Source organism: Methanomicrobiales archaeon, from assembly GCA_030019205.1.
GTDB lineage: Archaea > Halobacteriota > Methanomicrobia > Methanomicrobiales > JACTUA01 > JASEFH01.
Genome location: JASEFH010000020.1, coordinates 1 through 12,052, shown reverse-complemented (window position 1 = coordinate 12,052; position 12,052 = coordinate 1). Strand labels below are relative to the sequence as shown.

At 60.3% G+C, this 12,052-nt stretch carries 8 protein-coding genes and 1 tRNA gene; 2 read left to right on the top strand and 7 right to left on the bottom strand.

Features of this window, described 5'->3' with window-relative positions:
• Nucleotides 1-32: 32 nt before the first annotated feature.
• The 3 genes from QMC96_10435 to QMC96_10425 all read right to left on the bottom strand — a co-directional run bounded on the left by QMC96_10435 (nucleotide 33) and on the right by QMC96_10425 (nucleotide 2,065).
• A complete protein-coding gene (locus QMC96_10435) occupies nucleotides 33-1,172 on the bottom strand; it encodes an ATP-grasp domain-containing protein (GenBank protein ID MDI6877172.1) in 1,140 nt (379 codons plus the stop codon).
• Nucleotides 1,169-1,822 (bottom strand): PHP domain-containing protein, encoded by a 654-nt coding sequence (locus tag QMC96_10430; protein ID MDI6877171.1) that lies wholly within the window; start codon nucleotides 1,820-1,822, stop codon nucleotides 1,169-1,171. The genes QMC96_10435 and QMC96_10430 overlap by 4 nt, the downstream gene beginning before the upstream one ends.
• 171 nt (nucleotides 1,823-1,993) lie before the next feature.
• Nucleotides 1,994-2,065, bottom strand: a tRNA-Gly gene (locus QMC96_10425).
• A gap of 379 nt (nucleotides 2,066-2,444) precedes the next feature.
• On the opposite strand from QMC96_10425, the gene QMC96_10420 reads away from it, so the two are divergent.
• Together QMC96_10420 and QMC96_10415 are read left to right on the top strand one after the other, a co-directional pair.
• Nucleotides 2,445-3,494, top strand: coding sequence for a glycosyltransferase family 2 protein (locus QMC96_10420; protein ID MDI6877170.1), 1,050 nt, complete (start codon nucleotides 2,445-2,447; stop codon nucleotides 3,492-3,494).
• Nucleotides 3,481-4,764 (top strand): glycosyltransferase, encoded by a 1,284-nt coding sequence (locus QMC96_10415; GenBank protein MDI6877169.1) that lies wholly within the window; start codon nucleotides 3,481-3,483, stop codon nucleotides 4,762-4,764. Before QMC96_10420 ends, QMC96_10415 begins: the two co-directional genes overlap by 14 nt.
• Nucleotides 4,765-5,793: 1,029 nt before the next feature.
• Here the strand turns inward: QMC96_10415 and QMC96_10410 are convergent.
• The 4 genes from QMC96_10410 to QMC96_10395 all read right to left on the bottom strand — a co-directional run bounded on the left by QMC96_10410 (nucleotide 5,794) and on the right by QMC96_10395 (nucleotide 11,188).
• The gene (locus QMC96_10410; protein MDI6877168.1) at nucleotides 5,794-7,182 is read right to left on the bottom strand and encodes a DegT/DnrJ/EryC1/StrS family aminotransferase; all 1,389 of its coding nucleotides are present in this window, start codon (nucleotides 7,180-7,182) and stop codon (nucleotides 5,794-5,796) included.
• A gap of 179 nt (nucleotides 7,183-7,361) precedes the next feature.
• On the bottom strand, nucleotides 7,362-8,342 hold the full coding sequence (locus QMC96_10405) for a GNAT family N-acetyltransferase (GenBank protein MDI6877167.1): 981 nt from the start codon (nucleotides 8,340-8,342) through the stop codon (nucleotides 7,362-7,364).
• Nucleotides 8,323-9,357, bottom strand: a complete 1,035-nt coding sequence (locus QMC96_10400) for a polysaccharide deacetylase family protein (protein MDI6877166.1) — start codon at nucleotides 9,355-9,357, stop codon at nucleotides 8,323-8,325. Before QMC96_10400 ends, QMC96_10405 begins: the two co-directional genes overlap by 20 nt.
• Nucleotides 9,358-9,586: 229 nt before the next feature.
• Nucleotides 9,587-11,188: a hypothetical protein gene (locus QMC96_10395; GenBank protein ID MDI6877165.1), complete on the bottom strand. Its 1,602-nt coding sequence runs from the start codon at nucleotides 11,186-11,188 to the stop codon at nucleotides 9,587-9,589.
• Nucleotides 11,189-12,052 lie beyond the last annotated feature (864 nt).

Below are 12,052 nucleotides of genomic sequence, written 5' to 3'. Positions count from 1 at the left end.
TTTCCATCTCCGCCTGCAGGACCTGCCGTGCGTTATCGGAGGTACCTGCTCAACCCCTGAACTCCGTAGTGGAACGCAGGCATGGGATCGTCTGCCGAAAATATGCCGAATTTCACGTCCCTATCGAAGAATGGTCCGACTATCTCTTTCAGATACCGTACATCGCGGGTTTTCCTGAAGTAGTGCATGCAGGCGATGATATCCTGGAGGACAAACCGGGTCCTGATGCCGGCTGCATACTCTCCGGCGGGCTCGATATCCCCGTCGACGGCCAGTCGGTAGAGGAGATACGGGAAGTCCACACCCGCATGGATCGCCAGCGACATTGAACCCCAGAAGCGCGGATTGACCTCGATCAGCTTCGGCACGCCATCTTTCTGATCGAGTTTGAACTCGACCATCGCAATGCCGTACCATTTCAGGGCATCCAGCAACTTCAACCCGTACTGCAATATCTCACCATTCTCCACGCTTTCGCAGTACGTGCAGGGTCCGCCGCTGATGGGATACTCGCGCAGCCTCCTGTGCACGAAGACCGCACGGGGTTTGCTGTCCCGATTGTAGATCGCAAACGCGCCGTATCCCTGGCCACGGATATACTCCTGGATGATGGGCCGCTCTTGGATCCCAGCTAGACGCTCGTATCTGTCGATCAGCTCCTGCGGGGATGCGGCATACTCCACGCCCCGCGCCGTCGATCCTCTTCTGACCTTGATCACCGCAGGATACTCGATCTCTCTGGAGATCCGAACGATGTCCGCGCTGTCCGCGGGAAAATAGGTTGCCGGGCAGGGGATGTCATTGTCCAGTGCAAACCGAAACGTCTGTTCTTTGTCGATCGCGATCATCAGCTTATTGTAGGGTGGAATCGGGATTCTGGTACGCCGATCGAACAGATCCAGATGTTTCGCGATGCTCACCATCGAACTGATGCCGGCGGGCAGGATCGCGTCGTGTGCATCCGCCAGATCCAGCAGGAATGCGATATAATCCTCTTCGCTGCTGACCCTCGGACTCCACAAACGCTTTTTGCAGTATACGGACCGGAATCCGATCGGGATCACGGAGCGGCTGTGCTCCTCGACCGCCGTCACGTCGATGTTTCTCCTTCCCAGAGAGCGTATGGCGTAAAGGGCAGTTCTCAGGTTTGCATCGCAGACGATAGCATTCATACGGTACCCGCTGCTTGTGACACCGGGAGTCGCCGCAATTTTACCGCCTTTATCAACCTGCTCGCATAATGCGCATACCGAGGCGATCGACTCCCCGTCCCCCATCCCTTTCCATCCATAAGAGCCTTTCGGATATCCGGGTCGTCGTGCAGGACAATCCGCCCCAGACCTATCTCGGCGGCGGTATGGGCATCGCTTCCGGCGGATGCGGGCAGACTGTATCGCCTTGCCATCTCCTGCGACTGAACGTTCTGCGTCTCCGATGCCCGGGCATTGAACACCTCGACGGCATCGATTGACCGGATCACAACGTCCGACAGAGTATGACCCCTGAACGGGTGAGGCAGGACGACAAGGCCGTCCTGCGAGCGGATCTCGTCGATCACTTCGGGAAAGGAGGTAGAGCGGATCTCGTCGTGCAGAAAGAGCCCCAGGATATCGCCGATATCCGTCAGGATCTCGCAGCCGACGATCACGGTGAATTCCTCGTCCCGATTTACCCTGTGCGCCCGCAGTGCACCCTGAATGGTGCCGTGATCCGTGATCGCAACCCCGGTGAGACCCATCGCTTTCGCCCTTCTCAGGATCGTTTCTGGCCGCAGGAGAGAGTCGTACGAGTAGCATGAATGCACGTGCAGGTCGAGTTCCATCCGCCTACACCTCCTCCGCACTGGGTAAAAACATTTCCTGCATCCCCGCGACGCGGGGAAGCAGCTGACCGGTGTATCCGACAACGGCACCGGTCCGGCGGAGAGACGCTCGTTTGTCCGCTCTCACGGATGCGATGATGGTCACGGGCATACCGTGGGAAAAGAGATTCATGCGCCGACCGGGATTCGAACCCGGGTTTAGGCGTTGGCAACGCCTAGTGATAACCACTACACTATCGGCGCGTGCAGATCTACTTCGTGCTGGGAACTAATAAGAGTATCGAAGGTCCCGTCAGCCGAGGAAGGCAGCATCAATATCCCGTCTTTTCAAGAAATAAAAGCTGATAGCAGAGTTTTAGAAAGTTGAGAATTGCAGGCGACAGTCCGGCATCCAGGACGGCATGGCATCCCTTCCTGCGATCTTGCCCCAGCCGGAGGATCCCTGATTTTGCATGCTGGCGGCGCGGTCAGCCAGAGCCTGCTCCGCTGCCGTGCAGGAAAAGAATAAATATTCGCCCGTCGTCTATTCCCCGATCGCTGTCTGGATACAATGCCGGTGGGCGTGCAGGCAGCAGGATGTTCTGGATAGGTAACCAACGCAACGAACTTCCGGGCAGATTGTATCACAGGAGGAGGGAGAAGCACGTACGCAAAGCATAGGGTCGCCGTCGCGGTTCCGGCCTACAACGAGGAGCTGCTGATCGAAGACACACTGCGTTCCATACCGGAGTATGTGGACCGGATCTACGTCGTCGATGATGGTTCTACAGATCGGACGGCTGAAATCGTGCAGAAGTGTGCTTCGGAAGATCCCCGTATCGTGTGCGTTCAGCACCGGAGGAACGGCGGCGTGGGCTCCGCCATCTACACCGGCTACAAGAAGGCTCTTCAGGAGAACATGGACATCGTGGCGGTGATGGCAGGCGACAACCAGATGGATCCCAGATTCCTGCCCCATCTGTTCGATCCGATCGTCTGGCGGAAGGCCGATTACACCAAGGGAAACAGGCTGTTCAGCGCCGAGTACAGGAAAGGAATGTCGGCATGGCGCTCCTTCGGCAACTCCGTGCTCACCTTCCTCACCAAAGTGGCATCCGGATACTGGGACATCATGGATCCGCAGAACGGCTATACCGCGATATCCTGGAAGGCGCTACGCACCCTGGACCTGGATTCGCTGTACACGGGCTACGGCTACTGCAACGACATCCTCGTGAAACTGAACGCCCACGACTTTCGTGTCATGGATGTGGTGCACCCGGCGCGCTACGGGCGGGAGAAGTCGAAGATCCGGTATGGAAGCTACATCGTTCGAGTCTCCCGCCTTCTGGCATCCGATTTCCTCTGGCGCATGAAGACCAAGTATGCATCTCGCGGCCTCTACTCGATCCCGTTCGTCTACGCCTCCGGCATCGTCCTCACCCTCGGCGGTGCGGGCGGAGCGGTCTATGCGCTGTATCAGACGTTCGCCCGAAACGGCGATTTCGTCATCAGCGGTGGACTGGCGCTCATCGGCTTCTTTATCGGGCTTCAGTTCCTCTTCCTTGCGATCCTGCTGGACAACCAGCAGAAGTCACGATGGGAGAGTACGATCAATCCGCGGGAGCGCGTGCATTCGATGCGGAGGTCGACCGCATCCCGCCACGGGGGTGCCGACGATGGCTACGAGTGAGTCCGCGGGGCGTGCGGAGGAAGCCTTCCCGAATATCGGCAGAACAGACCGCATACCGTCGGACAACGGACTGGAGGCGTTCCTGCACGATTGTACCCTGCTGGGGCTGAACAACGCGTATGCCATATCCTGGAAGGATCTGATAAACGAGATCGCGCTCTATGTCGACCAGTACCATATCTACATCCGCTACAATCCGTTGTCGGATCTATCGAAGTACATCCCCCTGTCCCCCATAAAGAACCACCTGGACCGGTTCCAGAAGGATCGCCTCATCGATCCGTCGGGCAAACCCGATAACGTCCATCTGCACCCTGTCGGAGTCCACTATATCCCTGTCTGCGACTATTTCCGGAAGCTCGGGGAGAAGCACTATCGGCGGGTGAAGAGGCAAGTTCAGTCCGATGGGATCCGGTTCGACCTGATGCATGCGCACTTCACCTGGCCGCAGGGGTATACGGGGTTGCGGCTGAAGGAGGACTACGGCGTTCCCCTGGTGCTGACGGCCCATGGATTCGACATCTACGAGCTGCCGTTCCAGGACGACGCCTGGAGGGAGAGTATCACCCGGGTCCTGAATGCGGCCGACTACATCATCACGGTCAGCCGCCGCAATCTCGGCTGCATCGAGCATCTGGACGTGGACACCCCCGTTGCGGTCATCCCGAACGGTTTCAGCGAATCCAAGTTCTACCCCATGGATCCGGTGAAGTGCCGCAGGATGCTCGATCTGCCGCAGGATAAAAAGATCGTCTTCACGGCCGGCAATCTGGTCGAGGTGAAAGGGCATGCCTACCTGATCGAGGCGATGGAGAGGGTAGTGCGGGAGCGGAGCGATGTGCTGTGCGTCATCGTGGGTGACGGACTCCTGCGGGATCATCTGCGGGCGCTCATCCAGGAGAAGCGCCTGGAGGATCACGTATTCCTCGCCGGGCGGCAGCCGCACCACCGTATCCCGATCTGGATGAACGCATGCGACCTCTTCGTCCTGCCCAGCCTCTCGGAGGGTAACCCGATGGTGCTGTTCGAGACGATGGGCTGCGGCAAACCGTTCATCGGATCGGCCGTGGGCGGAATCCCCGAGGTGATCCAGTCGGAGGACCACGGCATGCTGATGGAGCCCAAAAATTCCGAGCAGATGGCCGCCGTAATCCTGAAAGCGCTGGATAAGAGGTGGAATACGGAGGAGATCCTGCAGTACGCCCGGCAGTTCACCTGGAAGAGTATCGCCAGGAAAACAGCAACTATCTACAGAAAGTGCCTCTCGTGAAGGGGGCTTATGGGGGTATCTTCCGACCTGCGGGAGGTTGGTGGGCTTTCTCGCCAGCCATCACTCCCGCGGGGGTGCGTTCCATCCTCCAGCGTGCGATGGTGGCGGATCGACAGGATCGCGGGATGCTGCGTAACGGATTCCGCGCATCATCCTCTTTGCGGGCCGTGCCGATACCAGCGATCCCTCCGCTCTGCCCGCTGTCGCACTGCATGAGGCGGGCTCGCGCGGAGAGAGAGTGCCATTTCCTTCTCCTCTGTGCGGCAGTCTTGGAGGGGGGAACCGGGGAGATCCGCCCTGCGACCGCTGCACCTGCGCACGGCATCGGATCCCCTCCTGAAAACACTCCGATCGAACCGGATCCACGGCTTCGTGGCGGCAACGATCGCACGGCGGGGATGGGGGAGGGAGGATGCACAACCCCTCTCTCCCGCTACTGCGGCAGGGCTCGGTTCGGATGGCGAGTCGTGTTCACCCGTCCGATTCCCGCCCCGCTCTCCGGAATGCCCGTGGAGATCTCGAACGCCCCTGCCGCGGCATCGCAGGGATGGACCGGGGGAGACCCCGCCCCTCCCGTCTCCTCCTCCCCGAAACCCGCAATGAGCAGTCGGGATCGGCCCTGGATCTCCCGCAGGATATTCCAACTGCGGGGGACAGCACGGGGCGCCTCCCTCCCCCAACCACCAAGCGTGCGACAGGAACGGATCGGTTATGCACGGTGCCGGCACTGATCCGTCCCGGGTGCAGCGCTATCGCGCCCGGGCACTCATCCCCCAGAACCGCTCCTGGGATCCGACAGGATTTGTCCCGGCTTCCCCATGCAGGAATCTGGACTGATTCGAGCGCGGATCGGATCCGCCGCGGGATCTCTCCGCATACTGGCAAAGCGGATTCGCACCGCTCTGCCTCGATAGAGCGGGGAATCCGCCTTCCCACGCACCGGACTGCCCCGATGAGGGCAGGGCTGCGGACAGGGTTCCGGGTGAGTGAAAATCGTTGATGCATGGCATGAGATACGGCCGATCCCGTTCAGCCCGCCGACCGCGGGACACTTTTCAGGAACTGAACGACTCTGGAGATATCCTCCTCCCCGACCGAGGGATGGACGGGGAGGTTGATGATATTCGCGGAGATGTACTCGCTGTTCCTGAGCTTCTCCCGGTCGTGGGGAATCCTCCGCCCGAGTAGAGGCACCCGGTGGACCGGGCAGTGCCACTGGAAGTTGCCCAGCTCCAGACCCTCTTTCAGCGCCCGCGCCGTAATCTGCGGAAGGGGAACGCCTGCGGTATTGAGGACGTTGTACTTCAGGAACGCCGCCGATCTCCTCCCCCCGACGATCGGGAGCACGTAGGAAGCGGAGCCTCCGTCCAGCTCGTCGGCATACACCTGCGCATTCTCGTTCCGGATCCGGTTCACGCGGTCGAGATGCTGAAGGTTGAGGCTCCCGACGAGCGCCCGGAGCGCGTTCATGCGGAGATAGCCGTCGTCGATCCGCAGCCGGTCCGAGGCGAGCAGATTCCGCAAGGCATCGATCGTACTGAACGGCGGGCGACTGCGGCGGATCGCCTTCTCGATCACCCGGTTCCTGCGCAGGTAGCCGAGGATCGCCTCCTCCAGCTCCGCACCCGTCGTGCCCCCCTGCAGCATCCCGTCCACCAGGGCAAAGAGCCGCCTGTCCGCGCGCATGAGATCCTGCCCGAAATAGGCGGTGAGGCGGGTCCTGTAAAGGTCGCTCCGGGTCGCCAGGTAGAGGAGGATAAGCCCGTAGACATGGTGCTTCTCCCGCAGCAGAGGAACTCTCTCGTAACCGGCGGCGACCGCCTCGATCGCGGGGGCGAGACCGCGGTTATTCAGGATCAGCATTCCCCCTTCACCGGTCGACATGTGCTTCTCGAAGTTGAAGCTGACGAAAGCCGCATCCCCGAACGTCCCGATCATCCTCCCCCCGCACCTCGCCCCCAGGCACTGGGCGCAGTCCTCCAGAACGGGGATTCCCCGCTCGCGGGCGATCGCCACGATCTCCTCGATGTCAGCCGGAATGCCGAAGAGGTGCGTGGCAACGATCGCCTTCGTCCGATCCGTGATGGCGTCCCCTATCGCTTCGGGGGATGCGAGGAGATCCCGGATCGAGCTGTCGACGAGAACGGGAGTCGCCCCCGCTTCCATGATGGCATTCATCACCCCCCGGTAGGTGAAGCTCTGGACGATCACTTCGTCCCCCTTCTGCACCTTCAATGCCTTCAGGGAGAGATACAGCCCGGATCGCGCCTGGTGCATGGCGATACAGCGGTACGCCCCGAGATACCGGGCGAATGCATCCTCGAAGGCCTGCGTATGCCCCTCGTGCGAGAGGTCCGCAGAGCAGATGGCGTCCACCAAGGTGTCCAGATCGATATGGGGTCTTGATCGCGGCAACATAATCTATTCTCGCAAACGTTCTCAGGCAGTCCGCTATGTGTCCGCGCAATCTATATATAATTTTTGCCCGTTCGGAAAATCGGCGTATCCATGGGAGTCTTTTTTCAAAACCAGCCGGTATCCCCGCCCCATTCAGGGCCCCCTCTCCGGCGCCACGCACCCGTGCGGCAGTACGACGATCAGCGGATTATCTTCATGTAGGCCGTTTCGGCCAGCTTTCCCCGGATGTCCTTGCTGCTGATGCGGAAGTACAGCTCCAGGGATGGGTTGAACTGGCTCTTGAACTGGCAGAGATTCTGGGTGTTCGCCCCGATGAACTCGCAGGATTCATACCCCTGCCTCTGCGCCTCCTTGATCACCTCCCAGATCAGGAACTCGTTGCTGTTGTTGTCGGAGCGGGCCCCTCCGACCCAGAGCTTGACGTCCCGGTACTGGACGACGAGGACGGCACTTGTCACCTGCCCCTCATCCAGGACGCTGAATGTCTTCAGGTTGTCCGGAAATGCGCTGCAGACGTCCCGCAGGTAGTCCACGCTACGGAACGGGCTCGAGAGCCCCTGCTCGCTGTACCTCTCCGAGACCATGCCGTACAGGCGGGAGACGTCATCGCTCACGGCAATCTCCAGCCCTTTCTTCTCTGCATCCCGAATCTGCTGCCGCCTCCTCACGGAGAACCCCTTCCAGAGTCTCTCCTGGCCCTGCCGGAGATCGAAGACGTACGTATAGAGCGGTTCGACGGAGAAGCCGCTCCATACGAAACTGCGGATGTCCAACAGGGAGGGCGGGCTGGAGATGGACAGGAGGTTGGGAGCATAAGCGTCCATCTCGGCCCTGAGATCCTCCGCGATGATGCGCAGGATGTGCTCGCGTTTGTACTGCTTCAGGTCCGCGTACGTGGCATCCAGCAGTAGACCCAGGTACGGGATACCGGTCTTGGGCGGCGGGGACATCACGCTCCTCACCCCCATCGTGTTCCTGTAGAAGAGGGGGAGGATACCGACGATCTGCTCTCCCTTCGTGATGGCATACGGCATGAACCGGAAGCCGGTATGCCGTTCGACGATCTTCAAAAAGTCCCAGTGATGAAAGAGCTGTCCATAAGGGCTCTTCTGCACAAACGAGTCCCATCGTGCCTTGTCGTCAATCGGCTCGATACCCATGGCGCACCCACCAGCGGTAGATCTCCTCTCCGCTCGTCATCCAGGCATTATTCTGCCTGCCGAGATCCAGTATCTTTCTGAACACTCTCGATCGCCCCCGTTTCCCCGCGTTGCTGAAGGTGTCGTTGTGGAAGTTGAGCGTCAGGATCCCGCGGCACGCGGCCACCACATCCACCATCCCCGCAACCGCACTCCAGGCCTCTGCTGAACCTCCGGCCGGAAGGTGCACGTCCATGATGCCGAGCGGGATCTCCAGCACGTCGATGTATCGCCCGCTTTTTAGGTCGAACGGCCAGTAGGGATGGCACATGCCGTTGCGGAACCCCATCGCGTCCGGATACCCGAACGTGCTGTCGTACTTGAAGCCGCTCTCATGCAGGAGGAGCCAGGTCTGCGGCACCCGGAACTGGAGATAGTGACTCCTGTAACCGATGATCTCGTGGTTCACCACTCTCTCCAACCTCGCCTTCTCCAGGGTCATGGCCGCGTGGTCGCAATACGTGCCGCAGCCCCCGTGGAGACCCACCTCGTGGTTCTGGTCACAGATACAGCCGATGTCCGCCTCGAGATCCTCGAGACGGTACCGGAACCGGCGGAAGTCGCGGTCTGCGGCGAGGAAGAAGAACGAGGATGTTGCCCCGTACTCCTGCTCCAGCCGCATGATCTCCCGAAAGTTCCGGTAAACGCAGGGAACGAAGCGATTTTCGAGATCCCGCCCTCGCATGGAGTTCACTGCGTGCGAGAGGCGGTGGAGCAGCGTGGGGTGGATGTCATCGACGTCGTGCGTGAGGCAGATGGCGAACGGGTGATCTTCGGGGTACTCTATATCGAGCCCCTCCCGCACGAGAAAGGCCGATACGACGGGATGCTGCAGATTCTTCCGCTGGCTGCACTTCGCGGTGAACCTCCCCTTTGCCTCCTGTCGAAGCGGGTCGTACTCCTCTCGGCTCGTGAACACGTCCCAGAGCTCCCCGTCGCGCCCGAGCGTCTCCCGCAGGATCTCTCTATCGGTCATCGAGTGCACGTCTCTTCCCCCGTCCGGCCAGTTCGATAGCGGTGCGAACGGTCCATCCATGAAAACCGCTTCAGGAACGGATCAATCAGGTGCTACAGTGCATTCATAGGATATAATTGTTATTGCGGGCCTCTGATCCACCGGAATGGAAGGTGGGGCGGAGTACGACCTCCTGCATGGCATCACCCCGGTTGCCTCCCCGAAGGAGTGGTTTCCGGATGCTTATGGATCAGTCGAGGAGCCGCGACGTATACTGCTGTACGGGCCCCTCGTTTACGAGGGTCCGTTCCTGCCCGAAGATATTGTTCTGCATGACGATGTTGCCGAACGTGTCCTTCTGTCCGACGGGATTGGGCGTGGAGAACCAGTTGTTGTGGATCCGCGCCCCTTCGGACGGGACGCCGCGTATGGCGATCGCGTAGGAGGTCCTCGTGAGGAAGGTGTTGTGGTGTATGTGGATGTAGGCGCCGGCTGTTCCGGAGCCTCTGGGATCCCCGTGCATGTCGAAGGCGGCGCTGGTCTGCGTATCCGAGATCATGTTGTAGCGCGCCTCGTAACCGTCTCCGGCCATACCGGAGCCCGATATGCAGTGCCGCGTGTAATCGAAAGCGTTCGCCTCGATCTGCGCGAATGCCTGATCCCCGATGAGAATGCCGTAGCCATAGCCGTTCGTGCGGCAGTGGTGGATGTGGTTGTGGTGGAAGTAGCCGCCGTTCTCCGGTCCGGTCTTCTGCAGGGCGATACCCGCATAGCTCCATCCGAAGATCTCGCAGTTGTCGACTTCCAGGCCGGGCCAGGTGGAGTGAATCCCGATCGCGAGATTGTACCTCCGCGTCTCCTTGAACGGGCCCTCCAGACGCAGGCCTGTTATGCGCACGTCCCTCCCTTCGGCATGAAGGGCACTGAATATAAAGTTCGGATCGTCGCCGTCGCTCGAGGTGTAGAAGATCCGTCCGCCGGGGGAGCCCTTCTCCCCGCGATTGCTGGCGAGTGTCACCCCCTCGGGAATGCCGATGCCGCTCTCCAGCCCCGTAAGATCGATAGCGGCGTTCTCCTCGATGTATACCACATCCCCGCTCTTCGCCTGGGAGAGGGCCTGCAGCAGCCCCTCCCTGTCGGAAACCACGGCGCGGACCCGGGGATCGTCACGGGCGATGATGTCCGCGTATCCCTCGCCGCCGCCGATCGGGCTGCCGGTGGGATTGAGCTCGGCTCCGAAAATCTCGATCGCGTCTTTATCGACGATAAGGGCAGAGATCACGTCGCCGTTCGGCGCATCGAAGAGGATGACGAAGATCGCTTCCACACTCCCTCCCGGGGAAAGGCGGACGGGTATGTAGCTGGCATCCCTCCCGTTGATCGTCAGGAGTACATTCGCCTCGATATCGGCGTCTCCCCGGTTGGTGCAGGTCACCTTTACGGCCTGGAGGTGTCGGAGAATCGGGAAGGGAGGATAGACCGTTTCGATGGAAGTGATGGCTACGGGAATGTCCTGCTCGAGAGGAGCGACGACGTGAGGAGGGGTGGGGGTGCCGTCCGGGTAGAGGGCCCTGGGCGGGGGGGGCCAGTGGACGAACGTGGTCTGTCTGCTCGCGATCTTCGGTCCTCCGGAGTCGTCGATGCCGAAGAGCCGAAAGAAATCCGGGAGGCTCACTCCCAGGACGCGGAGGGAGCTGTAGATCCATGCGTTTTCACCCGGCACGAGCGAGAGGAGCGGGGCACCCGCATTATCTCCGCTACTCCCGTGCACGGGGATCGCTGTTGCCAGCATGAGCATGGCGATGGCTGCCGCCAATAGTGAGGTGGGAAAGAGACGCCGGTATGGTTTCAAAGTAATCCTCCCCGCCGTATCTTCGGATGGAGAGCACCCGTGAGTGGGCCGCTTTGCTGACCTTTCTTCAGAGGGATATAAATAAGTATCGCGAATCCGCCGCCCCGTGGTGGCGGAATCGGGCGAGGATCGGTAGGAACGGAGACCGCGCCGGTGACGGGATGCTCCAGGATGGCGCAGCATACGGATTCTATAAAGTTTCACCTCAAGGAGACGACCATCCCCGTTGCATCCTGTAGCAGGGTCTATCGCAATACGGAAGTTGGGATTGCAGGGATTCTCACGGGTCTCCCCATGCAACAACCGCGCCCGGATGTCCTGAAGAGAAGGCTGGCATGAGGATTACGATACAGAATGCCGCCGTCATATTCTCCCACGCGTTCCCTATCGCACCTTGGTGGCGGGAGCAACAGGAAGTATCGCACCGGTTCTTCTGCCCCGGGCATCGCACGGCAGAGGCGGGAGCAACGGGGGTGGGGCGGACGGGCAAACGAGGTGCGACCGGGCCTTTCAGGAATATCGGGAATCGTTGAATGCGACCTCTCCCGCGTTCAGGGAGAGTATCCTGCGCCTCATGGCGCTGTATGCAGAAGATAACCTGCATCATCACCGCGAGAGACCCGCCGCACGCGGCGGGTCATGCCCTGTTCGGGTGCCGCTGTCCGTATCTGCGTGCCACACGGCAGCATGGGATCAAAAGGCGCGTGAACGAGCCCCTCTCCTGCCACGCAGGCCCCGGTGCATCTCCCGATGTATCCGGCTGATATTAATAATTGTTCAAATTTTATAGTAATTATAATATAGTTCTGTAACCCCCTCCACAAACCATACTAAAATCGAATTGCGATTAATTCCTGGATCTAT

Excerpts from the sequence above, each read along its gene's own strand:
- QMC96_10400 (MDI6877166.1), bottom strand. The coding sequence starts at position 9,357 with ATGACCGATAGAGAGATCCTGCGGGAGACGCTCGGGCGCGACGGGGAG.
- QMC96_10410 (MDI6877168.1), bottom strand. The coding sequence starts at position 7,182 with ATGTTGCCGCGATCAAGACCCCATATCGATCTGGACACCTTGGTGGAC.
- QMC96_10405 (MDI6877167.1), bottom strand. The coding sequence starts at position 8,342 with ATGGGTATCGAGCCGATTGACGACAAGGCACGATGGGACTCGTTTGTG.
- QMC96_10430 (MDI6877171.1), bottom strand. The coding sequence starts at position 1,822 with ATGGAACTCGACCTGCACGTGCATTCATGCTACTCGTACGACTCTCTC.
- QMC96_10415 (MDI6877169.1), top strand. The coding sequence starts at position 3,481 with ATGGCTACGAGTGAGTCCGCGGGGCGTGCGGAGGAAGCCTTCCCGAAT.
- QMC96_10435 (MDI6877172.1), bottom strand. The coding sequence starts at position 1,172 with ATGAATGCTATCGTCTGCGATGCAAACCTGAGAACTGCCCTTTACGCC.